The organism is Streptomyces sp. NPDC046925 (assembly GCF_040644915.1).
Lineage (GTDB): Bacteria > Actinomycetota > Actinomycetes > Streptomycetales > Streptomycetaceae > Streptomyces.
On record NZ_JBEYWZ010000002.1, the window covers coordinates 416,765 to 440,992 of the forward strand.

22 protein-coding genes are annotated in these 24,228 nt (G+C 71.2%); 5 read left to right on the forward strand and 17 right to left on the reverse strand.

The features are described from left to right. Positions 1-20: 20 nt before the first annotated feature. The 7 genes from ABZ906_RS08255 to ABZ906_RS08285 form a co-directional block, all read right to left on the reverse strand. Positions 21-431, reverse strand: coding sequence for a MaoC/PaaZ C-terminal domain-containing protein (locus tag ABZ906_RS08255; protein ID WP_361379068.1), 411 nt, complete (start codon positions 429-431; stop codon positions 21-23). Continuing rightward, positions 428-886, reverse strand: coding sequence for a MaoC family dehydratase N-terminal domain-containing protein (locus tag ABZ906_RS08260; protein WP_361379071.1), 459 nt, complete (start codon positions 884-886; stop codon positions 428-430). The genes ABZ906_RS08255 and ABZ906_RS08260 overlap by 4 nt, the downstream gene beginning before the upstream one ends. Beyond that, complete coding sequence (locus tag ABZ906_RS08265) at positions 883-2,073, reverse strand: lipid-transfer protein (protein WP_361379074.1); 1,191 nt, start codon at positions 2,071-2,073, stop codon at positions 883-885. Before ABZ906_RS08265 ends, ABZ906_RS08260 begins: the two co-directional genes overlap by 4 nt. 91 nt (positions 2,074-2,164) lie before the next feature. Then, positions 2,165-3,703: a long-chain fatty acid--CoA ligase gene (locus ABZ906_RS08270; protein ID WP_361379077.1), complete on the reverse strand. Its 1,539-nt coding sequence runs from the start codon at positions 3,701-3,703 to the stop codon at positions 2,165-2,167. A gap of 20 nt (positions 3,704-3,723) precedes the next feature. Then, positions 3,724-3,930, reverse strand: a complete 207-nt coding sequence (locus ABZ906_RS08275; protein WP_361379080.1) for a hypothetical protein — start codon at positions 3,928-3,930, stop codon at positions 3,724-3,726. Then, the gene (locus ABZ906_RS08280) at positions 3,927-5,408 is read right to left on the reverse strand and encodes a carboxylesterase family protein (RefSeq protein WP_361379083.1); all 1,482 of its coding nucleotides are present in this window, start codon (positions 5,406-5,408) and stop codon (positions 3,927-3,929) included. The genes ABZ906_RS08275 and ABZ906_RS08280 overlap by 4 nt, the downstream gene beginning before the upstream one ends. Positions 5,409-5,505: 97 nt before the next feature. Further along, positions 5,506-6,675: a TetR family transcriptional regulator gene (locus ABZ906_RS08285; protein ID WP_361190038.1), complete on the reverse strand. Its 1,170-nt coding sequence runs from the start codon at positions 6,673-6,675 to the stop codon at positions 5,506-5,508. A 319-nt stretch (positions 6,676-6,994) separates the two neighbouring features. Between ABZ906_RS08285 and ABZ906_RS08290 the strand changes: the two genes are divergently transcribed. Beyond that, complete coding sequence (locus ABZ906_RS08290; RefSeq protein ID WP_361379086.1) at positions 6,995-9,085, forward strand: DUF6351 family protein; 2,091 nt, start codon at positions 6,995-6,997, stop codon at positions 9,083-9,085. Between the two features lie 10 nt (positions 9,086-9,095). Here the strand turns inward: ABZ906_RS08290 and ABZ906_RS08295 are convergent, their stop codons facing one another. Further along, positions 9,096-10,085 carry a LacI family DNA-binding transcriptional regulator gene (locus ABZ906_RS08295; RefSeq protein WP_361379089.1) on the reverse strand — a complete coding sequence of 330 codons (990 nt, stop codon included), beginning with the start codon at positions 10,083-10,085 and terminating at the stop codon, positions 9,096-9,098. Between the two features lie 119 nt (positions 10,086-10,204). On the opposite strand from ABZ906_RS08295, the gene ABZ906_RS08300 reads away from it, so the two are divergent. From ABZ906_RS08300 to ABZ906_RS08315, 4 genes are read left to right on the forward strand one after another with little or no spacing between them, the layout of a single operon-like run. Further along, positions 10,205-11,206, forward strand: a complete 1,002-nt coding sequence (locus ABZ906_RS08300) for an alpha/beta hydrolase fold domain-containing protein (RefSeq protein ID WP_361379092.1) — start codon at positions 10,205-10,207, stop codon at positions 11,204-11,206. Positions 11,207-11,220: 14 nt separating this feature from the next. After that, positions 11,221-12,171 (forward strand): alpha/beta hydrolase, encoded by a 951-nt coding sequence (locus ABZ906_RS08305; protein ID WP_361379095.1) that lies wholly within the window; start codon positions 11,221-11,223, stop codon positions 12,169-12,171. 31 nt (positions 12,172-12,202) lie between these two features. Next, positions 12,203-13,471 (forward strand): MFS transporter, encoded by a 1,269-nt coding sequence (locus ABZ906_RS08310; RefSeq protein WP_361379098.1) that lies wholly within the window; start codon positions 12,203-12,205, stop codon positions 13,469-13,471. Between the two features lie 57 nt (positions 13,472-13,528). Further along, positions 13,529-15,352, forward strand: a complete 1,824-nt coding sequence (locus tag ABZ906_RS08315; RefSeq protein ID WP_361379101.1) for a glycoside hydrolase family 15 protein — start codon at positions 13,529-13,531, stop codon at positions 15,350-15,352. Here the strand turns inward: ABZ906_RS08315 and ABZ906_RS08320 are convergent, their stop codons facing one another. The 9 genes from ABZ906_RS08320 to ABZ906_RS08360 form a co-directional block, all read right to left on the reverse strand. Continuing rightward, positions 15,353-16,150, reverse strand: a complete 798-nt coding sequence (locus ABZ906_RS08320) for an SDR family oxidoreductase (protein ID WP_361379105.1) — start codon at positions 16,148-16,150, stop codon at positions 15,353-15,355. Positions 16,151-16,211: 61 nt separating this feature from the next. Continuing rightward, a complete protein-coding gene (locus ABZ906_RS08325; protein ID WP_361379108.1) occupies positions 16,212-17,525 on the reverse strand; it encodes a cytochrome P450 in 1,314 nt (437 codons plus the stop codon). A gap of 83 nt (positions 17,526-17,608) precedes the next feature. Further along, complete coding sequence (locus ABZ906_RS08330) at positions 17,609-18,544, reverse strand: endo-beta-N-acetylglucosaminidase H (RefSeq protein WP_361379111.1); 936 nt, start codon at positions 18,542-18,544, stop codon at positions 17,609-17,611. A gap of 163 nt (positions 18,545-18,707) precedes the next feature. Continuing rightward, positions 18,708-19,043, reverse strand: a complete 336-nt coding sequence (locus ABZ906_RS08335) for a YnfA family protein (protein WP_361379114.1) — start codon at positions 19,041-19,043, stop codon at positions 18,708-18,710. Positions 19,044-19,114: 71 nt separating this feature from the next. After that, entirely contained in the window at positions 19,115-19,837 is a 723-nt protein-coding gene (locus tag ABZ906_RS08340; RefSeq protein ID WP_361379116.1) for a MerR family transcriptional regulator, read from the reverse strand. Positions 19,838-19,916: 79 nt separating this feature from the next. Further along, the gene (locus tag ABZ906_RS08345) at positions 19,917-20,291 is read right to left on the reverse strand and encodes a CrcB family protein (RefSeq protein ID WP_361379119.1); all 375 of its coding nucleotides are present in this window, start codon (positions 20,289-20,291) and stop codon (positions 19,917-19,919) included. Then, the gene (gene crcB / locus ABZ906_RS08350) at positions 20,288-20,704 is read right to left on the reverse strand and encodes a fluoride efflux transporter CrcB (protein ID WP_361381323.1); all 417 of its coding nucleotides are present in this window, start codon (positions 20,702-20,704) and stop codon (positions 20,288-20,290) included. The genes ABZ906_RS08345 and crcB overlap by 4 nt, the downstream gene beginning before the upstream one ends. A 272-nt stretch (positions 20,705-20,976) precedes the next feature. Continuing rightward, positions 20,977-22,059, reverse strand: coding sequence for a peptidase C39 family protein (locus ABZ906_RS08355; RefSeq protein ID WP_361379122.1), 1,083 nt, complete (start codon positions 22,057-22,059; stop codon positions 20,977-20,979). A 58-nt stretch (positions 22,060-22,117) separates the two neighbouring features. Then, positions 22,118-24,202, reverse strand: a complete 2,085-nt coding sequence (locus tag ABZ906_RS08360) for an iron ABC transporter permease (protein WP_361190521.1) — start codon at positions 24,200-24,202, stop codon at positions 22,118-22,120. Positions 24,203-24,228 lie beyond the last annotated feature (26 nt).

Here is a 24,228-nt window from a genome sequence, read left to right on the forward strand (position 1 = left end):
TATGGGCGTGCGCTGGGCCGCTAGGCGCCGGGCAGCGCCACGGCTGCCTCGCCGCGCAGGGTGGTGGTGCCGTCGGCGAGGGTGACGGTGACGGCGAGGGTCGCCACGCGCTCTCCGTCGATGTCGTCGACGGCGGTGACCCGGCCGTGACAGGTGGGCGTGGCGTGCACCGGGGTGATCGCCGTGAAGCGGACGGCGAAGCGGCGGATGGCGGACTGGTCGACCCAGCCGGTCAGGAGCCGGCCGAGGTAGGCCATCGAGAGCATGCCGTGGGCGAAGACGTCGTCGAGTCCGGCCTCGCGGGCGGCGTCGATGTCGATGTGGATGCGGTTGTGGTCACCGGATGCGCCCGCGAACAGGGCGAGCGTGGTGCGGGAGATCTCCGGCAGGCGCAGGGGCGGGAGTTCGGTGCCCACGGTTACGGGGGTCACGGTGCGGGGACCTCGTTTCGTACGACGGTGATGGTGCGCAGGTCAGCGACGCGGGTGCCGTCGGAGCGGGTCACGGTGGTGTCCTTGGTGAGCAGGTCGAGCGCGCCGCCGTTCTTGCTGCGCACGTCGACGATCGTCGACCGGGCGGTGAGGGTGTCACCGGCGTGCGCGGTGGAGTGGTAGGTGAATTCCTGTTCTCCGTGCAGGACTTGCAGCATGTCGACGCCGAGGGCACGCAGGTAGGCGAAGGGGTCCGGCTGTTGCAGTTCGATGCCGAACAGGAAGGTGGGCGGGACGGGCAGGTCGGGGTGGCCTGCCTCGCGTGCGGCAACGGGGTCGGTGTAGAGGGGGTCGTGCTCGCCGATGGCCCGGGCGAACAGTTGCAGTCGGCCGCGTTCGACGGTCATGGTCACCGGGGGCAGTTCGGTGCCGATCGCGGTGGCGGGCAAAGTCACTTGGGGTCCGCCTTCGCGTAGAGGGTGACGACGGCCGCGCCGCCCAGGCCGATGTTGTGCTGCAGGGCGAGTCGGGCTCCCTCCACCTGGCGGGCGCCGGCCGTGCCGCGCAGTTGGCGGACCAGTTCGGTGCACTGGGCGAGCCCTGTGGCGCCCAGTGGGTGTCCCTTGGAGAGCAGTCCGCCCGAGGGGTTGGTGACGACGCGTCCGCCGTAGGTGTTGTCGCCGTCCGCGATGAACTTCTCCGCGGTGCCTTCGGGCGTCAGGCCCAGCGCCTCGTAGGTGATCAGTTCGTTGGTGGTGAAGCAGTCGTGGAGTTCGACGACCGTCAGGTCCAGGGGGTCGACGCCTGCCTGCTCGTAGACCTGCGCTGCCGCCGCCCGGGTCATGCCGTAGCCGACCAGCTTCATGAGGTCGTGCTCGGTGAACGTGTCGGGGGTGTCGGTCGTCATGGCCTGGGCGGCGATGGAGATCGAGGAGTCCAGGCCGTGGGCGCGGGCGAAGCTCTCACTGGTGATCACCGCGGCGGCGGCGCCACAGGTCGGCGGGCAGCACTGCAGGCGGGTCAGCGGTCCGTAGATGGCAGGGGAGGCAAGGACCTCCTCGACGCTGACGGGCGTACGGAAGACGGCGTCGGGGTTGTGCGCGGCATGGGCGCGGGCCTTGACGGCGATGCGGGCGAAGGTGTCGGGGGCCAGGCCGTGCCGCTCGGCGTAGGCGGCGCCGGCGCCGCCGAACAGCTGCGCTGCCGCCGGTGCGGTGCTGGGCCCCTGCACGGCGGTGGCGGTGTCCTCGAAGCGGGCCAGCGGCTGGGGGCGGTCCGGCCATACGGTGGCCAGGGCGCCGGGCCGCATCTGCTCGAAGCCCAGGGCGAGCACACAGTCCGCTGCGCCGCTCGCCACGGCCTGGCGGGCCAGCCACAGCGCCGTCGATCCGGTGGCGCAGTTGTTGTTGACGTTGACGATGGGGATGCCGCTCTCGCCCAGGGGGTAGAGCGCCCGCTGTCCCGCCGTCGAATCGCCGTACACGTAGCCGACGTAGGCCTGCTGGATGTGCCGGTGGTCGAGCCCCGCGTCGGCGAGGGCCGCCCGTGCGACGCGCTCGGCCATGACGTCGTAGGACTCGCTCCTGCTGGGGGTGGCGAAGGGGATCATTCCCACGCCGGTGACACGTGCCGTTGCAGTCATGTGCTGTTCCGTCCAAGTGGTGTGCGGAAGGTGCGGGGACGCGGAGTGCGTGTGTGTGGGGGGCGCGGGGTGCGTGTGGGGGTGCGCGGGGTCAGTGGACCGAGCGGTCGCTGTCGCGCCAGTGCGGTGCGCGCAGTTCGCGCTTGAGGATCTTTCCGGCCGGGGACAGCGGCAGGGCGTCGGTGAACTCGACGCTGCGGGGGGCCTTGTAGCCGGCGATGAGGGACTTGGTGTGCCGGCGGATCTCGTCCGCGGTGACGGTGTGGCCCTCGCGCAGGACGAGCACGGCGTGGACGCGTTCTCCCCATGCCTCGTCGGGCAGGCCGATCACGGCGCACGCCGCGACGGCCGGGTGCTGGGCGACGGCGTTCTCCACCTCGGCGGAGTAGACGTTCTCTCCCCCGGTGATGATCATGTCTTTGAGCCGGTCGACGACGAAGAGATAACCGTCGTCGTCCATGTAGGCGCCGTCGCCGGTGTGCAGCCAGCCCTCGCGCAGGACCCCGGCGGTCTCTTCGGGGCGGCCCCAGTAACCGCGCATGATGTGGCCGCCCCGCAGGGCGATCTCGCCGACGGTGCCGCGCGGAACCTCGTTCCCGCCGGGGTCGATGACCTTCACTTCGCCGTGCGCGGCCGCGCGGCCCGCCGAGCGCAGCCGTCGGCCCGCGCGGTGGTCCTCGCCGGTGAGCAGGGTGGCCATGGGGGCGGCTTCGGTCATCCCGTAGGCCTGGCTGAACGCGACGTCGGGGAAGGCGTCCATGGCGCGTTTCAGGACGGGTTCGGGGATCGGTGAAGCCCCGTAGACGATGGAACACATGCTGGACAGGTCGTGTGCGCCGAGGCCGGGGTGGTCGACGAGCGCCTGGATCATCGTGGGCACCAGCAGCGCGGAGGTGGGACGGTGCGCCTCGATCGCCGCCAGGACGGCGCCCGCCTCGAATCCGGGCAGGATGACGTGGCAGCCGCCGACCAGGTTCTGCGTGACCCACATGGCGAGGTCGGCCAGGTGGAACATCGGCGCCGAGTGCAGCAGGCGCCCGCCCGGGGTGGCGAGCCGGCCGGTGACCTGGCTGCCCATGGCGGACAGCATCATGTTCGTGTGCGTGAGCATGACGCCCTTGGGCGTGCCGGATGTGCCGCCGGTGTAGAAGACGCCCGCCAGGTCCTCTCCCCCGCGGCATACGTCGGCGGCGGGAGCGGTGGCCTCGACGAGGTCCTCGTAGGCGAGCATGCCGGGCGGTGTCGGTCTCTCGCCGCAGTGCACGACGGTGGCCGGCTGTTCGTCCAGTTCGGCGACCAGGCCTGCGAACGTGTCGTCGACGAACAGGATCCGCGCGTCGCAGTCGCGCAGCGAGAAGCTGATCTCCTGTGCGCTCCAGCGGATATTCACCGGGACGACGGCCGCGCCGGCCCACCACGTGGCCAGCAGCGTCTCGTGGTAGCGGTCGGAGTTGTGGGCGAGGATCGCGATCCGGTCCCCCGGAGCGACGTGCAGGGCCTGGAGTGCCCCCGCCAGACAGGAGACGCGGTGCGCTGACGCGCGCACGGTGCGGGTGCGGTCCTGATAGACGGTGAGCGGGGCGTCGGGGGTCTGCTGGAGCATGCGGTGCAAGGGCTGGGTGAGAAACATGGTGCCCCTTTCGTGTGTCGTCATCGCACGCCCGGGGCGGGCGCGATGGCGCATGCGGAGATGTCGGCCGGCACGGCGGCGAGCGCGTGGTGCGCGGTGCCGCCGATGCCGATGATCGGTGCGGCGGGGGCCGGGGCGAGTGCCCGGGCGTCGGCCTCGGCGTGTTCGCGGGCCGCGCCGCCCGGCGGTGGTGTCCGCCGCCTCGTCGGCGGGGCGGGGATGCTCATCGGATGCCGTGCCACAGTTGCCGCTCGGCGCCCGCCAAGTCGTCGACGGGGCCGCTGTCGGCGTCGAAGCGCATGGTCACGCGGCGCGTGGTGTCGTAGCCGTGCCAGCCCGGGCCGCGGCCGTGGGCGAAGTCGATCCAGGCCCGGTGCATGACGGTGGCCAGGTGGTGCGGCGGTTCCTCGCCGAGCAGGCCGGTCTCGGCCGGGACCGCGGCCAGGTTGTCGTGCACGAAGGGCACCTCGAGCGTGTGGGCCGCACCGCTGCCCGGCGGCAGCGCCGGGCTCTGCCAGGTGAATTCGTACGCCCAGTGGGGGCCTTGATGGGCTTCCAGCAGGCGCAGCGTGGGGATGCGAAAGGCCCAGTCGGTCCAGGCCGCCTGCACGAGTTCGTGCGATGACGCCCCGGGCCGTGAGGCCTGGTCGTAGACGGCGAGATCGTCGCGGGTGAGTCCGAAGGCCTTCAGTGCCTGTTCCGCGAAGCCGTCGTGGAGGCGGTCGAGTTGGCCGCGCTGGGCCAGGAAGCTGATGGTCTCGTCGCGGGTGGTTCCGGCGAGCACCTCGACGTCGGCGGAGGCTCCCTCCGCCAGGGCCGTGAGGACGTCCTGCGGAAGGGTCTCCTCGTCGATCACCGTGCGGAACGGGCTGACGAGGAACGACTGCGCGCCCCATCGCTCCGTCTCGTTGTACTCCAGCGCCAGCCGCAGCACCGCGTCCTGCGTCGCGGCGGGATCCGCGCTGTTGAAACCTTCGACCGTTGCGGGCACGTGCAGGAGTTGGGCCAGCCGGTCGGTTGCTTCGTGGGCCTGTGTGCGGGACACCTCCGTGGTGCAGGCGCCGCTCTGGGCGATGACGCGGCGGAAGAGTCCACGGGCGGAGGGCATCGCGAGCAGGTTCATGACGCTCACCGCTCCGGCGGACTGGCCGAAGACGGTGACGTTGTCCGGGTTTCCGCCGAACGCGGCGATGTTCTCGCGTACCCAGGTCAGTGCGGCCACCTGGTCACGCAGGCCCAGGTTGGCGGGGCGGTCGGCGACGGGCAGGAAGCCCTCGACGTTCAGCCGGTAGTTGATGGCCACGTAGACCACGCCGTCCCTGGCGAAGGCCGATCCCTCGTAGCCGGGCGCGGATCCGGCGCCGAAGGCGTAGCCGCCGCCGTGGATCCACACCATGACCGGCAGGCCGACGGGAAAGGGGCCGGGGTCGGGAGTCCAGACCTCCAGCGTGAGACAGTCCTCGCCGGTCACGGCCGGGTTGTGCAGTCGGGCCATGGGGTCGGCGCCGGGGAGCACGGGCTGCGGGCATCCGGGGCCGCTGAGGGTGCCGTCGCGCACCCCGTCCCGGGCGAGCGGCGGCTGCGGGGCCGCGAAGCGCAGGTCACCGACCGGGGGCCGGGCGAAGGGGATGTTGCGGAAGACCGCGTACCCGTCGACCGCACGGCCTCGGATCCTGCCTATTGCCAGGCGTGCCTCGACGTCCACAGCTGCTCCCCTTCGCCGTACCGATTGGCTAATCGTGATTAACTTATGACGGCACGGGGCGGCGATGTCAAGGGAAGCGCCCACCGGAAAAAGGAGGTCAGTCGCCGGGCAGCAGGAGGCTCTCGCCCAGTACGACCAGGTCCTGCGCGAGAGCGGGCCGACTGCGCAGATGCTCGGTGCGCAGGACGTCGTTGACCAGTCCGAGCACCGCGCGCACACGCACCTGGCGCTCGGATCGGGGCAGGTCAGGGCGGCACTGGCCCAGCAGATGCTCCCACTCAAGGACGTGGTCGCGCTGGGTCCGCCGGACGTCGTGGCGCTGGTCGTCGGGGAGGTGGATGACCTCGGTCACCAGGGCCGCGAAGAGGTCGGTGTGCGTCTGGACCAGGCCGACATATGCGCGCAGGAGCGCCCTGAGGACCTGCCGGGGATCGTCGGCGGATGCCATGGCCTCGGCCAGGGCCAGCTGCAGCGCCTGGGCTCCGCGGTTGAGCGCGGCGTAGAGCAGATCGCTCTTGCTGGCGAAGTGCTTGTACACGCTCGGACCCGCGATCCCGGCCGCCGCGCCGATCTCCTCCAGCCGCGCCTCGTGGAACCCCTGCTGCCCGAAGAACCTGGTCGCGGCGCTCACCAGGGACTCACGGCGCGAGGCGGCGGCCCGGTCGGCCGACGGCGCGGCACCGCGGGGCACCGGCACCCCGGAAGGCGTCGGCAGCCGCGCGCCGAGCACCGTGTGCGACATCTGCTCCAGCAGCGCGGCCAGCCGCCCCTCGGACACCGCGATCCGTGCGTGCGAGGGACTGCCGAGGACGGCGACCATCGACCACACCAGCAGGTCTGCGTCGCCCGGGCTCAGCTCGGCGCGCCGGTCCCCGAGCAGCCCTTCGAGCCGGGCGACCAGGTCGCGGAAGCGCTGGCGCGTCTCTCCGCGCACCGGCTCGTCGAGATGCCGCACCTCGCGCTGCCAGAGCACGCCCAGCTCCCGGCGCTCCACGGACAGCTCGGCCATGGAGCGCACCGCGTCATCCAGGGTGGCGGCGTCCCGTACGGCCGCGTCCATCACCGCGAACCCGTCGGCGACCACCGCCGCCAGGAGGTCGCGCTTGCCCCGGAAGTGCCGGTAGAGCGCCGGCGCCGAGATACCGACCGCCCCCGCGATGTCCCCGAGGCCCACCTCGTGGAACCCGCGCTCGTGGAACTGGGCCGCGGCGGCGCGCAGGATCTGCGCTTTGCGGTCGGCAGGGCGTCTGACTTTCTGCGTACTCACCCCTGAAGGCTACTTCGGATTAACTGACGACAGGCCCGAATACAGCCAGGACCGGCGCGGGGCACCCACACCCAGACATGCGGCAAGAACCGCCCGCCACGGTCACAAGTTAACTACGAATCCCCACTTGACGCACACAATCCACGGGACAGATCCCATGCATGTCAGTGCACACCTCTTGACCGTGGCCGCTCCTGCTTCGCTAAGTTAATTTCAATTAGCCTTCAACAGGTTCCGTGAAGGACACCAGGAGCGATCCGCGTCAGAGAACAGGCGACGCAAGGCCATGTTCCTGACCGGACAGCCGGATGGGACACGCATGCACAGCAGAATCCAGCGCGCCGCGCTCTTCACCTGCGCCGTCATGGCAGCGACCGTGCTGTCACCGGGGCAGGGGGCAGCGGCCGAAGACGGGCCACCACCCGCGATCGCCATCGCATCGACTCCGGACCGAGGCCAGGTCAGCGGCGGGGACGCGCTCCTGCGCATCACGACGACGGACGGCCACAAGCCGGTACGGGTGAAGGTGAACGGCACCGCGGCCGACGGCTTCCGGCGCCAGCCGGACGGCACCCTGCTCGGCCGGGTGACCGGCCTCAAGAACGGCAAAAACCGCATCACCGCCGAGGCCGGCGGACGCACGTCGGCGCGCACCGTCACCAACCACCGCGCCACCGGCCCCGTCTTCTCCGGCCCGCAGGCCGCGCCGTTCTACTGCGAGACGACCGCCTTCGGACTCGCCCCCGCCAAACAGCCGGACTGCTCCGCACCCGCCAAGGTCAGCTACAAGTACCGCAGCAAACTCGGCACGTTCCTGCCGCTGGCCGACCCCGACCACCGCCCGCTCGACCTCGCCACAGCGACCGTGGGCGGGCGGAAGGTGCCCTACATCGTCCGCATCGAGACGGGCACCCTCAACCGTGCCGTCTACGAGACCGCCGCGCTGTACGACGGCTCCGATCCCACGCCCCTGCGGCGGACGAAGAGCTGGAACGGCAGGCTCGTCTACACCTTCGGCGGCGGCTGTTCGGGGGGCCACCACCAGGGGGCCCAGACCGGAGGCGTCATGAACGACACCTTCCTGTCACGGGGGTTCGCGGTCGCCTCCTCCACCCTCAACGTCCTGGAGACCAACTGCAACGTCCCGCTCTCCGCGGAGACGGCGATGATGGTCAAGGAGCACTTCGTCGAGACCTACGGGCCGGTGAAGCACACGATCGGCTGGGGCGGATCCGGAGGCGGCATCCAGCAGTACACCATGGCCGACTCCTACCCGGGCATCCTGGACGGGATCATCCCCATCGTCGGCTTCCCGGACGGCTTCACGCTGGAGAAGAGCATGGCCAGCGACTGCAAACTGCTCGTACGTCACTTCTCCCGGCCCGGTAGCTCCTTCACCGCCGCGCAGCGCGACGCGGTCACCGGAATGCTCCAGTACGGCAGCTGCGTCGGCGCGGAGAACATCGACATCCGCACCGCCACCAAGCGCTGCGACAAGTCGATCCCCCTCACGGCGCGGTGGCACGCCACCGCCAATCCAGGCGGGGTCAAGTGCACGATGACGGAGGCCTACGCCAACCAGTTCGGCCGCGACCCGAAGAACGGCTTCGTGCGCAGTGTCCTGGACAACGTCGGAGTGCAGTACGGGCTGAAGGCACTGAACAGCAAGAAGATCAGTCCGGCGCAGTTCGTCGAACTGAACGCGTCCGTCGGGGGATTCGACGAGGCGGGCACGCCGGTGGCCAAACGTTCCGAGGCCGACCCGCGGGCGCTGAAGGCCGCCTACCGCGGCGATCTGCTGAACAGCATGCGCCTTGGCCTGCGCAGCACACCGATCATCGATCACCGCCTCTACGCGGACCGGGTGCCGCTCGATGTCCATACCGCCCACTGGTCCTACGTGACGCGGGCGCGGCTGAAGGCAGCCAACGGGACGTCGGCCAACCACGTGATCATCGAGAGTCAGCTTGCGGTCGGAGAGCAGCAGACCGCGGACGCCTATGTGCTGACGTCGATGGACCGCTGGCTGACGAACATCGCGGCCGACACCTCCTCCCGCAGCAAGCAGACGAAGGTCATCGCCGGTAAGCCCGCCGGTCTCTCGGACGGCTGCTATCTGACCCCGACCAAGCGGGTGAACACCCGGCTGACGTATCCGGCCACCGGACCGTGCGCGGATCAGTACCCCATCGGCGCCGACCCGCGGCTGAAGGCCGGTGCGCCGCTGGACCAGACCCCGCTCAAGTGCGCCCTGAAGCCGGTGGACTTCGGCGACTACCGCGTGGGCTTCAGCGACACCGAACGGGCGCGGCTGCGGAAGGCCTTCCCCCGGGGCGTGTGCGACTACAGCAGGCCCGGCCCCGGCCAGGACGAGAAGCCGGGCACGTGGAGGAACTACAGCGTGCGCTGACGACCACCCGTCAGGTGCTCTCCCGGGTGATCAGTTGCGGGACGAGGAGCGTGCGCACGGGGCTCTGCCGCGGCTTTTCGATCAGGGAACGCAGCAGTTCGGCGGCGCGGCGGCCGGACTCGGCGAACGGCTGGCGGACGGTGGTCAGGCCCACGGTGTCCGCGAGCGTTCCGTCGTCGAAGCCCGCCACGGCGACTTCGTCGGGCACCCGGGTCCCCGCGGCGCGCAGCCCCGCCAGGAAGCCTGCCGCCAGGACGTCGTGGTGGGCGATGACGGCCGTCGGCCGCTCGGCACGGCGCACGAAGTCGGCGGCCTGCGCGCGCGCCGCTCGCGCGTCGTTGCCCGTGAGCGCGATGTCCTCGATGCCGGGTGGCTCGCCCGCCTCGCGCAGCGCGCGGGCGATGCCCTCCAGCCGCTGCAGACCGGCCGAGGGAAGGCCCTGCGAGCGGTAGGGCTCGTGCAGGTACGCCAGGCGCCGGTGGCCACGGCCGAGCAGGTGGGTGGCCACCAGGTGGCCGGCCTGCTCGTCGTCGAAGGTCACGCTGGTGAACTCCGGGTTCGCGGAATCGACGAGCACGGTCGGCGGTCCCCAGCGGTGGAGGCGGTCGGCGCCTTCCTGGCCGAGCGGCACACCCATGATCAGCAGCCCGTCGACGTCGCCGCGCACCGGCAGGGTCTCCAGGAACGGTGACGGGGACTCGGTGGCCGGCGGCGTGTCGTGCACCACCACTTCGACGCCGTGGGGGCCGAAGGTCTCCAGGATGCCGACGAGACGGGTCCGGTAGGTCTCGTAGCTGCTGAAGGGGGCAAGGACCGCGATCCGGCCGCTGCGCCGCCGTGCGCGCTCCGAGACCGTGGCACCGGCCCGGTAGCCCAGCTCGCCGGCGACCTCGATGATCCGGTCGCGCGTCTTCGGGCTGACCCGGTCCGGGTGGTTCAGCGCGAGCGAGACCGTCGAGATGCTCACGCCCGCGGCCTTGGCCACCTGATAGATCGTCACGTCCGAACTCCCCACGTCAGCACCCTATCCGAACAGGGCTTGCGCCCGTCATTCGGTGGTTGACCTTGCCGTCGAGCCATGTTTAAAGTGTTTCGTCGAAGCACTTCGATGGAGGTTTGATGGTAGATGTTCCAAACCTCGCCCGCATCGCGGGCTGCGAGCCGGCTGTAGTGGACTGGCTCGATGCCGTAGCTGAAATCGCGGGTGATCTTCCCGAGCTGCAATCGCCCGACCCGGCCCGGCGCCGCAGGGCGGCCCACCAGCTCTCCGACGCACTCGCCACGCGGTTCACGCTGCCCGGCGATGCCCGATGCGAGGTGAGCGAGTACCGCGTACCGACGCGGGCCGGGGAGATCACCGTCCTGCGCTACCAGCCGCCGGGCGAGGGACCGCCGCGGCTCGCCCACCTGTCCCTGCACGGCGGCGGCTTCGTCCTGGGCAGCGTCCGCGAGGTGATCAACGACCGGCTCCTGCGCCACCGGGCGGCAGCGAGCGGCGTCGCCATCTTCGCCGCGGAGTACCGCCTCGCCCCCGAACATCCCTTCCCCGCCGGACTCGAGGACTGCCTGGACGCCCTGCACTGGCTCATCGACGCCGCACCCGGCCTGGGCATCCGAGCGGACCGGATCGGGATCGGCGGTATCTCCGCCGGCGGCAACCTCGCCGGTCTCGTCGCCGCGCACGCCCGGGACAGCGGCCTGCGCCTTGACCACCAGGTGCTCGAAGTCCCCGGAGCGAGCCTGCACATCGACCAGGACGCCTCGTACCACCAGTCAAGCGCCCTGTCCGACTTCGGGGACCTGTCCGACACCCGCTCCGCCTACCTGAACGGAGCCGACCCGGGCGGCCGGTGGACGGCGCCCGCCGACATCACCGACCTGGCGGGGCTGCCACCCGCCCTGGTGCTCACCGCCGAGTTCGACCCGCTGCGCGACAGCGGCGAGCGCTACGCCGCCAGGCTCAGCGCGGCCGGGGTGCCGGTCCTGGCCTGGCGGGCTCCCGGGCACCTGCACGGCTCCCTGTCGATCACCAGGACCTCGGCGACCGCACGCGCGTGGCAAAGCCGCGTCGTCGACTTCCTACGCAGCCGGGCCCACCTGCCCCTCAGCCCCCTTACCTGATTCGGAGACACCCCATGCCCGTCGACGCCCACCTCATCCGTGCCCTCACCGAGCTCGGCGTGCCCGCCCCGCAGGCAACGAACGACCCCCAAGAGCGGCGCAAGACCGCCTTCGAGTTCGAGCAGGCGGTCTATCCCCGCCTGGGAGCCAGCGGACCCCAACTACCCGTGCGTGAGCACGTGGTGAAGGTAGAAGGCCGGCCGGACGTGCTCGTGCGCCTCTACTACCCGCGGGAGCCGGCGGCCGGTCTGAACCTGCCGGTCTGCCTGCACTTCTTCGGCGGCGGCTGGCGCCAGGGCGGCATCCACCACCCCAGCGTCGCCACCCACTGCGCCGTGCGGGCGTCCGAGGCGAACATCGTCGTCGCGGCGATCTCCTACGCTCTCGCCCCGGAGCACCCTTACCCCGCCGCGCTGGAGCAGGGCTACGCAGCGCTGGAGTGGCTGGTGCGCGAGGCCGGAGCGCTGGGAATCGACCCGGGGCGCATCGCCCTCTCGGGACAGTCCGCGGGCGCCAACCTGGTGGCCGCGCTGACCCACGTGAACCGCGACCGCGCCCGGCACCCGCTGGCCCTGCAGATCCTCGAGGTCCCCGGCCTCGACCTGACCCTCACGCACATCCACCGCGACGCCGTCGAACTCGCCGACGAGCAGTGGGCGGATCTGGAACGCATGATCGCCGACTACGTCCCGTGGGCCGAGGACCGACGCTCTCCCTACGTCTCTCCCCTGCTCGCCGAGGACCTGCACGACCTGCCGCCCGCCTACATCATCACCGCCGACTGCGACCCGTTCCGCGGCGACGGCGAAGCCTACGCGGCCGCCCTCGCCGCGGCAGAGGTCCCCGTGGCGGCACTACGACTGGTCGGCCTGCCCCACGACGGCGGCCTGTACGAGAAGGCCTCCCTGACCGCACGCACGGCACAGGCGGCCATCGCCACGGCACTGCGCACCCTGCACGACTGACCCCAGCCCTCCGCCACACAGAAGGACGATGATGTCCCCACTCATGGAACGGGCCGACGACCCCGGCCCGGCGGCGTTCCGGGGCCGGCCCCAACACCCGCTGTTCCTGCCGCTGTTCGTGTTCGCCTACTTCGGTGTCGCACTCGCCGCCATCTCCGCTCCGGCGGTCAGCATCCCGCTGCGCCTGTCGGAACTGGACCCCGCGCACAAGACCCAGCTGCTCTCCCTGACCGTCGCCCTCGGGGGCGTACTGGTCGTGCTGATCACAGCGCCGCTGGGGCACTTCAGCGATGCCTCCACCGCCCGCGCCGGCATCCGGCGGCCCTTCATCCTCGGCGGCTCCCTCCTGGGAACGGCGGGCATGTTCGTACTCGCCCTTGCGCCGAACGTCACCGTCGTCATCACCGGCTGGGTACTGACCCAGGCCGGATTCGCCTCCACCAGCATGGCGCTCAACGCGCTGCTCTCCGACCAGATACCGGCCAGGATCCGGGCCCGCGTGGCGGCGACCTTCGGGCTCAGTACCGGCATCGCACCCGTCATCGGCAGTTCCTTGGTGGGGGCGCTGCCCGGCAATCCCCTGTACTGGTTCGGCATACCGGCCGCGGTCGCGCTCAGCGCCAGCATCGGCGTCGTAGCGGTACTCAAAGACATCGTGCGCACCGAACCGGCGCCCGTCGACTGGCAGAGTCTGCTGCGCAGTTACTGGATCAACCCGCTGCGGCACAAGGACTTCGCCTGGGCGTGGATCTGCCGGCTGCTCGTCACGATGTCGCTGTTCACGGTGCTCACCTACCTGCTGTACTTCCTCACCGACCGGCTCGGCATCGCCTCCGATGACGCCCCCTCGGCGCAGGGCACCGTACTGGGCGCGTTCTTCGCCTCGAGCATCGTCACCACCCTGGTCTTCGGCTGGGTCTCCGACCGCACCGGCAGGCGCAAGACCATCGTGTGGTGTTCGGCCCTGTTCACCGCCGTCGGACTCCTCCTCAGCCTCTGCGCCAACGACCTGACCACCTTCTGCACGGGGATCGCCCTGGCCGGGATGGGACAGGGAGCCTTCGTCTCCGTCGACGTCGCCATGATGACCGAACTGCTGCCCGACTCCGACAACGCCGGAACCGGCCTGGCCGTCATCGCCCTGTCCTACCAACTGCCCGCCCTCCTGGTTCCCGGCCTGGCCACGCTGCTGCTGACGATCGGGGACCACGGGCCGAACTACGTGGCACTCTTCGCCGCCGCCGTACTGGCGTCGGTACTGGGCGCACTGGCCGTGCTGCCGATCAAGGGCGTGCAGTAGCCGTACGCGCGCCGCCCCCCACTTTCTTTCTCTTAGCCCCCCGAACTGGAGCACCACATGGCAGCCCGCATCGAGGACTACGCGCTGATCGGCGACATGCAGACCGCCGCACTCGTCGGACGGGACGGCACAGCCGACTGGCTGTGCCTGCCCCGCTTCGACTCCCCGGCCGTCTTCGCCGGGCTGCTGGGCACCGACGAACACGGCTTCTGGCGGATCGGTCCCCTCCCCGATACCGCCGCGTCCCCCGCCCCGTCCCCGCCCGCGGACCGCCGTCGCTATCGCGGCGACTCCCTGATCCTCGAACAAGAGTGGGACACCTCCCACGGCTCCGTCCGGGTCACCGACTTCATGCCCCCGCGGCACCTCGGCGATGACCCCGGCAGCCCCACCATGATCCGCGTCATCGAAGGCATCACCGGCCGTGTGCTCATGCGCTCCGCCGTGCGCCTGCGCTTCGCCTACGGCCGCATCGTGCCCTGGGTCCACCGGGTGGACGACGAGCACGGCAGCCGGACCGCCGCCGTGGCCGGACCCGACTCGGTGTGGCTGGACGGCGAGCCCGAGACCTACGGCCAAGACCTGACCACCTACGCCGACTTCACCGTCGTCGCAGGGGAACGCGTTGCCTTCGCGCTGACCTGGCAGCCATCCCACCTGCCCCCGCCGCGACGCACGGACAGCGAAGCCGCCCTCACCGCGACCGAGGCGTTCTGGAGCGACTGGACCGGACAATGCACCTACCACGGCCCCTACCGCGAGGCCGTGACCCGCTCCCTGATCACTCTCAAAGCCCTCACCTACGCCCCCACCGGCGGCATCGTCGCCGCTCCCACCACCTCACTGCCCGAGGACATCGGCGGGGTACGCAACTGGGACTACCGCTACACCTGGCTCCGCGACGCCGCCATCACCCTCTCCTCCCTCCTGCGCACCGGCTACCGCGACGAGGCTCGCGACTGGCGCGACTGGCTGCTGCGCGCGGTCGCCGGCGATCCCGAGAACCTCCAGATCATGTACGGCATAGCGGGCGAGAGGGAACTCACCGAAACCCGGCTCCCCTGGCTGCCCGGCTACGAGCACTCCACCCCGGTCCGCGTGGGCAACGGCGCCGCGACACAGCTGCAACTCGACGTCTACGGCGAGGCCGTCGAAACCCTCCACCTCGCCCAGCGGTCCGGCCTGGCCCAGAACCACTACGCCGACCTTCTCCAACTGCGCCTCATCACCCGCCTCGAACAGCACTGGCGCGAACCCGACGAGGGCATCTGGGAAATCCGCGGCGCACGCCGCCACTTCGTCCACTCCAAGGTCATGGCCTGGGTCGCCGTCGACCGCACCATCAAGCTCCTGGAGACCACCGACCTCGACGGCCCCCTGGATCGCTGGCGCACGCTGCGCGAGGACATCCACCAGGATGTCTGCGCACGCGGCTATGACGCCGACCGCAACACCTTCACCCAGTCCTACGATTCGCCGGAACTGGACGCCGCCCTCCTCCTGATCCCCCAGGTCGGCTTCCTGCCACCCGACGACAAGCGCGTGATCGGCACCATCGAGGCCATACAGCGCGAACTCCTCACGCCCGACGGCTTCGTGCTCCGCTACCCGACCTCCGGCGGGGAGGCAGGCGTCGACGGTCTTCCCGGCGACGAGGGCGCCTTCCTGGCCTGCTCCTTCTGGCTCGCCGACGACCTGGCGCTGATCGGCCGTACCGACGAGGCCCGCGCGCTCTTCGAAAAGCTCCTCGGCATCCGCAACGACCTCGGTCTCCTCGCCGAGGAATGGGACCCCCGCCGCAAGCGGCAGGTGGGCAACTTCCCGCAGGCCTTCAGCCACGTACCTCTCATCGACAGCGCCCTGCGACTCGGCGGCGCGTGACTAACCAATGCCCCCGTTGCTCTGCAGCAGCTGGCCGTTGATCCATCCGCCCTCCGCCGAGCAGAGAAACGAGACGAGATTCGCGCAGTCCTGCGGTACACCGAGGCGTCCCAGGGGCGTGAGGCGGACCATCTCCGCCTCCAGCTCCTCGGTCATCCACCCGGTGTCGACCGGCCCCGGATTGATGGCGTTGCAGGCCACCCCCAGGTGGGCGAGCTCCTGCGCGGCGGCCAGCGTGATCCTGTCCATCGCGCCCTTGCTCGCCCCGTAGGGGAGGTTGCCCGCGGTGTGGTCGCTGGTCAGGCTGACGATGCGTCCGCTGCCGTGCTGTCCGCGAAAGCGCAGCCCGTACTCCCGGATCAGCAGCCACGTGGCGCGCGCGTTGACCGCGAAGTGCAGGTCGAAGCTCTCCACCGTGGTGTCAAGGAGACCGGAGTCGACCGACTCGCAATGGCAGACCACCAGCGCGGTGACGTTCCCCAGCTCGCTCTCGACGCCGTCGAAGAGCTGGGCCGGCACGGCCGGGTCACTCAGATCCGCCTCGACCGCCAGCGTTCTCGCCCCGTGCGCTGCCAGCTTCTGCCGCAACTCCTCGGCCGCGCCCGGCTCCACGCCCCACTCCATGCGCGCGTCATACGGAGTCCAGTAGGTGAAGGCCACGTCCCACCCGGACCGGGCCAGCTTCAGCGCCACGGAGGCCGCGATCCCCGCCGACCGTCCCGCCCCCGTGACCAGAGCGAGCGGACGCCCCGTCTCTTCCGTGTCCGGCAGGCTCTCCACACGCGTGTCACCACTCATGATCCCCATCCTGGCGGGCCGCCCCGCACGCGGCACCCCATTTTCCCGGACCCGGCCACGTCTAGCGGTGACGTGGCCGCACCGTCATCCGGATCCCGTCCCGCGCCCACAGCACGAACCGTTCCACCGGAGTCACTTCGTGCCCAGGCGCGGGCAGAAAGCGCAGGCGCTTGAGGAGGACGGCCAGCACGAGCTGCGCCTCGACCGTGGCCAGAGCGGCGCCCTCGCAGCTGCGTGGCCCGATGCCGAAGGGGATGTACGCGAGCCGCGGCCGCTTGGCCTCCTCATCGGGCGTGAACCGCTCGGGGTCGAACCGCTCCGGCTCGGGCCAGTACTGAGGGTTCAGATGCACCGCCCAGAACGGATAGAACACCGTCGTCCCGGCCGGGATCTCGTACGGGCCCAGGAGCAGGTCCTCGGTCGTCTCGCGTGCGCCGTAGGGGCCGGGCGGGAACAGGCGCATCGACTCCTTGAGCAGCCTGTCCAGATACGTCAGCCGCCGCAGATCGCCGTAGTCGGGCGCGGAGCGCTCGCCGAGGACTTGGTCCAGTTCGGCGGCGACGCGATCGGCCGCGTCGGGGTGACGGCCGAGCAGGTGCAGCGTCCACGAGACGGCGACGCCGGTGGTGTGGTGGGCGGCCAGCAGCGTCACCATCACGGTGTCCCGGATCCGCGCCGGGCTCTGACCGGCCTCGACGAGCGCCCCGATCAGGTCGCTGCGGTCGGCGCGGCCGCCCGTTCGGTGCGCCGCCACCACGCCGTCGACCGTCGCGCGCAGATAGGCAAGGGCCTCGTCGGCCCGCTCGGCCGAGCGCGGGTCATCCCGCGGCACTTGGTACAGCCGCCCGAGGTGCTCGGTGAGCACCTCCTCGAACGCGGTGACGACCCGGTCGGTGTCGGTTTCGGCGCCGCCGAGCGCGAACCCGCAGATCATGCGGAGCGACAGCGCGGTCAACTCCTTCTGGAGCTCGACGGGTTCACCTTCGGGCTGTGCGGCCCAGCGGTCCGCGAGCTCCCGGGCCAGTTCGGTGAAGCGCGCGAAGTGCCGCTCGTGGGAGGGCCGTCCGGCGAGCACCGAGAGCAGCAGGCAGCGCCAGGGTGTGTGCTCGTCGGCGGGCAGCACCTGCAGATTGCCCGCTTCGCACAGCGGGTCCAGGAAGGCGAACAGTTCCTCGGGCCGCTTGTCGATGTGCGCCGTGGCCTCCAGCAGCACCGGGTCGGCGACCGACACGGCCGTGTCCGCGCCCGGCAACTGGAAGCGTACGACGGGCCCGTGCGCCTCATGCAGACGCAACTGGTAGCGGTGCAGGCCGCCCGCGGCCGCGACGGCGCTCAGCCCGCCGTCTTCCTGGTGCCCGGGTCCGGGGATGCGCATATGAGTGCCTCCTGTCCCACAGCTGGTCCTCGATTGTGCCCCGCCGCGCCTCCGACATCGTTGTCGGAGGCGCGGCGTCGCCTCTACGGCTTGTAGACGGCGTCACTTCCGTACAGCTCCCGGGTGAACGCGGAGACATCGGCGCTGCGGTCGGCGCCGTCGAGGTTGTACGTCAGATAGACGCCGTACCCTTCGCTGACGGTGCGGCGGGCGAGGCTGGTGACGGTGCTCTGCGAGGTCCGGCCGATCTCGACGGCCGCCGGCGACTTCTTCGACTTGGGCAGTGCGATGCCGGGGACCTGCCAGGTGCCGTAGTACGGGTTCCAGGCGTAGTCGAACTTGGACGAGACGTCGACGCCGCCGTACGAGAGACGCGAGGCGGCCGGGCCGATGTTGTACAGGCTGATGATCTTGCCCGGCATGTTCGCGCGCAGCGCGGTCACCAGGTGCACGAACGAGAACGCGTTGGGCTGGCCGGTGCCGTTGTTGCCGTACTCGGCGTATTCGTCGTCGAAGTCGATGCCGTCGAGGCCGTACTTGGTCACGGTGTCCGACATCTCTTTCGCGAACGCCGAAGCCGCCTGCTGGGAGGGGAAGTTCGCGAAACCCGCGCCCTGGTGGTTGCCGAGCACCGACAGGACGACCTTGATGCCCTTCTGCTGCAGCGGCCGTATCTGGGTGTCGGCGTTGTCGAGGACGCGCTGCACGTTCTCGTTGAAGTGCAGATACGCCTGCTTCTTCGTCGTGTCGTAGTTGATGTTCGCCGCGAAAATCACGGCGACGTCGAAGGCGTTGCCGCCGCCGTTGGCGAGGGTGTACTTGCCGACGTTCAGCATGCTGTTGTTGTTCACCTCGACGTACGCCACCGAGGTCGGTCCCTGCTTCGCGAGAGCAGGAGTGGGGGCGGGGGCGGGGGCGGCAGTCGCGCCAGTCGTGGCGGTCGCGCCGAAGGCAAGGGCCGCGACGGCCGAGAGCGCTAGCGCGGCGGTCCGCACTCTGCTCCGTACCAGAGTGAACATCGTTGATCGGTCTCCCATCGCATGGGTCGGCGCCCGACCTGTTCGAAAGCGCCGAGTGAGCCCTCCGAGTTTTCCTCTCCCGTGACCGAATCCCAAGATTCATGCGCACACTCTTCACGACTCCCACGCACCTCGCGTTGCAGCGGCATGGGGGGTACGTCGGTCAGTGGCCGCGCGGGGCGTACATGATGACGGCCATGCCGGCGAGGCAGACAAGCGCGCCGATGACGTCGAAGCGGTCGGGGCGGTAGCCGTCGGCGACCATGCCCCAGGCGATCGATCCGGCGACGAAGATGCCGCCGTACGCGGCGAGGATCCGGCCGAAGTTGTCGTCGGACTGGAAGGTGGCCACCACCCCGTACAGGCCAAGGGCGATGACGCCGGCCCCGATCCAGATCCAGCCCTTGTGCTCGCGGATGCCCTGCCAGACCAGCCAGGCGCCCCCGATCTCGAACAGCGCGGCAACGACGAACAGGGCGATGGAACGGGCGACGAGCACGGCAGGAACTTTCAGATAAGGAGACGGGGGTGGGGGTGACGATGGGGATACGGATGGGAAGGGAAGCGGGGTCAGGCGGCCGGGGCGAACAAATCGGTGAGCAGATCGGCGCCATCGGCCGGCGCGCGGACCTCCAAGTGCAGGCGCGGCCCGTCGAGATGGAGGCGGAAGTCGAAGAACGGGCAGCACTGTTGCTCGGCCGCCGCCAGCTCCGCCACCCGCGCGGTCCGCTCGACCGGCAGCGTCAGCCGTATCCCGTCGGGCACCGCGGTCCGCGCGGCGCCGTCGACCGCCTCGCGCCACTGCACGGTCCGTTCGCGCACCCCGTCGCCGGTCAGCGAGCAGGCCACCGGCGCGGTACGCCACCCCTCGGCAGGGGCCGGAGCCGACGGGGCGAGGAAGCCGCACTGGGGATCACACGGGCCCGCACGATCCGGCAGCGTGTCCAGATGCTTCAGGGCCGTGTGCAGGGAAGCAGTGAACGCGGCCAACTCGGCGGCGCGGGCATCGGCTTCGGTCAGGCGGGCGGCGATCCGCGGCCGCAGGTCGGCCTTCACGTCCCGGCAGGCGCCGGCCTCCCACACCTCGAGCAACTCGCCGATCTCCTCCAGCGCGAGCCCCAGGTGCTTGGCCGTCTTGATGAACGCGAGGCGCTCGACCGCGTCTTCGCCGTACAGCCGGTGGCCGGCCGGGGTCCGGTCGGCGGGCAGGAGTCCGGCCCCTTCGTAGAAACGCAGGGTGGTCGCCGGCACGCCGCTGCGGTCGGCCAGCTGCGAGATGCGGTAGCTCGTCACACTCCCGACCGTAAACCTTCGACCCGACTCGAAGGTCAAGCAGGATCTCGCGGCCAGTCGCAGTCGACGCCCTCGCCTCTCAGGCCAGCGCCCGGGAGGCGAGGGCGGCAGCGAGATACGCGGCGCCCAGGCCTGCGGAGACGCTGACGAAGGCGTTGACGGCGGCAAGGTACTTGGCGCCGGTCTCCGCCAGCCGCAGGCTTTCGAAGGAGAACGTCGAGTACGTGCTGAGCGTCGCGCACAGACCGGGGCCGATCAGATGCTGGAGCGCGGTCGGCACGGTCGTGGCGGTGGCGGCGCCTGTGAGGAAGCCGAGGCCGGCGCAGGCGGCGATGTTGACCCCGAAGGTGCCCCAGGGGAAGGCGGTGTCGTGGCGGGCCTGGACGGCCCGGTCGGTGAGGTAGCGCAGCGGGGCGCCGACGATCGCCCCGGAGATGACCATCAGCCAGTTCACGGCCGCCCCCGTTCCGCGTCGGTACGCGCGGGGACGGCGAGGCGGGTGACGGCGAGGCGTGTGGCGGCGGCCGCCGCCCAGACCGCGGCGAACGCGGCCAGCAGGGTCGCGGTCGCATAGAGCAGTCCCGCGGCGGGACGCCCGTGGTCGAGGAGATGCCGGGTGTCGAGCGTGGCGGTGGAGAAGGTGGTGTAGCCGCCCAGGACACCCGTGCCGAGGAAGGGCCGTGTCAGGGGGTGGACGGTGAGGCGATCGGTGATCAGGACCATGAGGATGCCCATGGCCGCGCAGCCGGTGACGTTGATCCAGAACGTGGTCCAGGGGAACGCGGTCGGCGCGGTGGGCCAGATCAGGGTGGCGCCGTAGCGGGCGCAGGCACCGAGGGCCCCGCCTGCCGCGATGGCGGCGAGGATTTCGGCCTGCTGGCCGGTGGCCGGGGCGCCGGGTTCGGGCTGTTCGGGCTGTTCGGGCTGTTCGGGGTGCACGGTCGAGGCTCCTACCTGATGTCTTGGTCCGTGCGCGGGCGCACGAAAGGGTCAGGTAGGGACCGTTGGCGACCGATGCGGTCACGGTTGGGTACGGCGGGCCCCACCGCCGTGCAACCGCCCTCAAGGGGTGGCTGCACGGCCAGGCTACCGGTCGCGGCCGTGCGCCTTGTGGGTGAGGTGGCGGGGACGGCCGCTTCCTAGTGCGGGCGGCCGATGGTCACCGCACCGCGGAACGGCTCGTCCGAGAGAGTGGACATGGTGTCGAGCAACGCGTCGGGGACGGGCAGCAGATGGGCGTCGACCCAGGTGTCGCCCGTCGCCGCGTTGGCCCACGGGTCGTCGATCACGAGGGCGCCGGGTACGGCGCCGTGGCAGAGCACCCAGTGCGGAACGTCGAAGCCCTGCATGCCGGCAAGCGACAGCAGGAGCAGCACGCGGTCCCCCCGGCCGAGCGCGCCGCGGATCTCTGACAGGGACAGGCGATGCGCGTCGATCGGGACGCCGAGTTGTCCGGCGTCCGTGCGCGAGGTGCGCTGGAGCAGGGCGCGCCACTCCTGTTCGCCGTCCGGGTAGTGGTCGAGCAGGACGGGGCGGTCCGTGTCGAGGTGGATGGTGACGGGGGACGAGGGCCAGGCCCGGCGTACGGCGACGCCCAGTCGGACGGGCTCGCATGCGGGGAAGTTGGTCGCGTCGCGCCACAGGGCCAGCTCCGCCCGGCGGTCCAGGTCCTGGTACGCCAGCACGCCCGCGTGCGTCTGCGCGATCAGGGCGGTGACGGCGCCGCAGGTGAAGTGGGTGGTCTGCCCGTAGTACGGGGGCTCGCTCACCGTGTCCTCGTGCAGCCAGCGGACGTAGCCGGTCCCGGGTCCTTCGGCGTGTTCCGCCGGTGTGAGCGGCGGGCGCAGCGGGGTGAAGCCCGCCGCGGCGGCGGCCTCCGGACTCGCCGTCCAGCCTTCCCACTTGACCTGGGCGAGGCCTTGGCCGCGCGCGTGGGCCAGGACGGCCCGGACGGCTTCCGGTACGACGCCGACGGCGTCGACGATCTTCAGATAGGCCGTGTGCGGGCGTCCCGTCACCAGCGCGGCAGCGGTCCAGTCCGTACCGTCGTCCCCTGCCACGGCCACGATGTGCGGGACGTGAGCGGAGCGGTCGACCGTGTGCCAGCGCTTGCGCACCTCGTCGGGTGCGAGCCGCTTCAGCAGGGTCGGCGGTGTGTCGGGCTCGAACGGGACGACGACGAACTTCACGGGCGTTTCCTGTTGCTCTAGTCGAGACGGCATACCGATGCTTGTGGCCAATCGGAGGGGACGGGGTTTTGCCCGCGGGTTCACGGCGGCGTCATGCGCGTGAGCGCCGCAGCACCCACACGAAGTACGGGCCGCCGACCAGCGCGATCATCAGCCCCGCCGGTATCTGCGCGGGTGCTACGACCGTGCGGCCCAGGGCGTCGGCCACGCAGACCAGCAGGGCCCCGAGCAGCATCGCGACCGGGATCGCGCGGCCGTGCCGGGAGCCCACCAGGGAGCGGGCGAGGTGCGGGGCGACCAGCCCCACGAAGCCCACGGCGCCGACGGCGATCACGCTGAGCGCCGCCAGCACCGCGGCGATCGTCAGGGCCCCGATGCGTACGCGTACCGGCCGCACCCCGACGATGCGCGGGGTGTCCTCGTCGACGGCGAGCAGATCGAGCCGGCCGCGCATGGCGATGATGACCGGGAGCGCGAGCGCCAGGGCCACCGCCACCGGTACGACGTCGGACAGCGTGCGCCCGTAGGTCGTGCCGGAGAGGAAGGTGAAAATCCGGGGCGTGTTGTAGGGGTCGGCGCGCAGCAGCAGGAAGGTGGTGATGGAGCTGAGGCCGTATCCGCAGCCGATGCCGATCAGGACGAACCGGTCGGGCAGGAAGCCGCCGCGCCAGGACAGCAGGGCGATCACCGCGAACGTGGCGAGCCCCGCGGCGACGGCTACCGCGATGAGCAACGGCCGTCCGCCGGACAGGCCCGAGGTGGCGACGGCCGCCGCGCCCAGTCCGGCGCCCGCCGTGATGCCGAGCACGCCCGGCTCCGCCAGCGGGTTGCGCACCGTGCTCTGTACGACGCATCCGGCAAGGCCCAGTGCCGCCCCGGCGAGGATCGCGGCGAGTACGCGCGGGAACCGGTCGTCGAGTGCCTGGCCGATCAGGTCGGGGGCGGTGCCCTGCGCCCAGAGCGCGAGGTCACCCGTCCGCAGCCAGAGGCTTCCCGCCAGGACCGCCACGAGCGCCGCCCCGGCCAGGAGGATCACCGCGCCGAACACGACGGACAGGAACGCGCGGCGCGAGCGTGCGGCGATCCGCGCGTGCGGCGGTTGGCGGAGCGCCCCGGTGTCGCGCAGACGCAGCGCGAGAACCACGATCACGACGGCGCCGAGCAGCGCGGTCGGCACGCCGGTGGGAATGGCCGCGGCCCCGTCCGCGCCCTGGATCGCACGCAGGGTCGCGTCGGCGAGCAGGATGAGCAGCGCGCCGAGCAGTCCGGCCGCGGGCACGAGCAGGAGGTGGCGGCGCAGCGACCGGACGCGTCCGGCGATCAGGCGGGCCAGGACGGGTGCGCCCAGGCCGACGAAGGCGATGGGGCCCGCGAGGGTCACCGCCGTGCTGGTCAGGAGCACCGCGCAGAGCACGGCGGTCACCCGGGTGGTGCGGATCGGCACGCCCAGGGTGGCTGCGGCGTCGTCGCCGAGGTTCATCACGTCAAGGCGCCGGGACAGCGCGAGGGCAACGCACAGCACTACGGCCAGGAGCGGGAAGGCGCGCATCGACGCGTCGATGTTCAGCTGGGCGAGCGAACCGCTGCCCCAGGCGAAAAGGCCGGTCGTGTTCTGGTCGAAGAGGATCAGGAGCGTCGCGGTCGCCGCGTCCAGGGCCATCGCGATCGCCGATCCGGCCAGGATCAGGCGGGTGCCCGCGGTGCCCGCGGCCCGGCCCGCCAGGAGCAGGACCAGCGCCGCCGCGGCCAGGCCGCCGGCGAAGGCGACGGTGCCCGATGCCCACAGCGGGACGGTCAAGCCGAAGGCCGCGACGAGCGAGAGCGTGAAGTAGGCCCCGGCCGTGACCGCGAGTGTGTCGGGAGAGGCGAGCGCGTTGTGCGTGACGGACTGCAGCAGCGTGCCCGCACAGCCCAGCGCGAAGCCCACCGCCACGCCCGCGAACAGGCGCGGCAGGCGCGAGCCGGTGAGGATCTCACCGACCGGCGCCCCGCCGGAGTCCTCCCGCTGCCCGGCGAGGTGGCGCACCAGGTCGCCGAAGCCGACGCCCGATGTTCCCTGCGTCAGGTGCCATAGGCCCACCAGGACGGTCAGGCCGAGAAGAAGCGCCAGGACGGCCACCCCGGCGGGAGCGCCGCCGCGCCCGGCGGGCGAACCGCCGTGCTCGGCGCGCGGCAGCGCCTTCCCTGTAGGTGCCGTGATCC

Excerpts from the sequence above, each read along its gene's own strand:
- ABZ906_RS08355 (WP_361379122.1), bottom strand. The coding sequence starts at position 22,059 with ATGCCGTCTCGACTAGAGCAACAGGAAACGCCCGTGAAGTTCGTCGTC.
- ABZ906_RS08290 (WP_361379086.1), top strand. The coding sequence starts at position 6,995 with ATGCACAGCAGAATCCAGCGCGCCGCGCTCTTCACCTGCGCCGTCATG.
- ABZ906_RS08300 (WP_361379092.1), top strand. The coding sequence starts at position 10,205 with ATGGTAGATGTTCCAAACCTCGCCCGCATCGCGGGCTGCGAGCCGGCT.
- ABZ906_RS08315 (WP_361379101.1), top strand. The coding sequence starts at position 13,529 with ATGGCAGCCCGCATCGAGGACTACGCGCTGATCGGCGACATGCAGACC.
- ABZ906_RS08330 (WP_361379111.1), bottom strand. The coding sequence starts at position 18,544 with ATGTTCACTCTGGTACGGAGCAGAGTGCGGACCGCCGCGCTAGCGCTC.
- ABZ906_RS08325 (WP_361379108.1), bottom strand. The coding sequence starts at position 17,525 with ATGCGCATCCCCGGACCCGGGCACCAGGAAGACGGCGGGCTGAGCGCC.
- ABZ906_RS08305 (WP_361379095.1), top strand. The coding sequence starts at position 11,221 with ATGCCCGTCGACGCCCACCTCATCCGTGCCCTCACCGAGCTCGGCGTG.
- ABZ906_RS08275 (WP_361379080.1), bottom strand. The coding sequence starts at position 3,930 with ATGAGCATCCCCGCCCCGCCGACGAGGCGGCGGACACCACCGCCGGGC.
- ABZ906_RS08270 (WP_361379077.1), bottom strand. The coding sequence starts at position 3,703 with ATGTTTCTCACCCAGCCCTTGCACCGCATGCTCCAGCAGACCCCCGAC.
- ABZ906_RS08265 (WP_361379074.1), bottom strand. The coding sequence starts at position 2,073 with ATGACTGCAACGGCACGTGTCACCGGCGTGGGAATGATCCCCTTCGCC.
- ABZ906_RS08320 (WP_361379105.1), bottom strand. The coding sequence starts at position 16,150 with ATGAGTGGTGACACGCGTGTGGAGAGCCTGCCGGACACGGAAGAGACG.
- ABZ906_RS08310 (WP_361379098.1), top strand. The coding sequence starts at position 12,203 with ATGTCCCCACTCATGGAACGGGCCGACGACCCCGGCCCGGCGGCGTTC.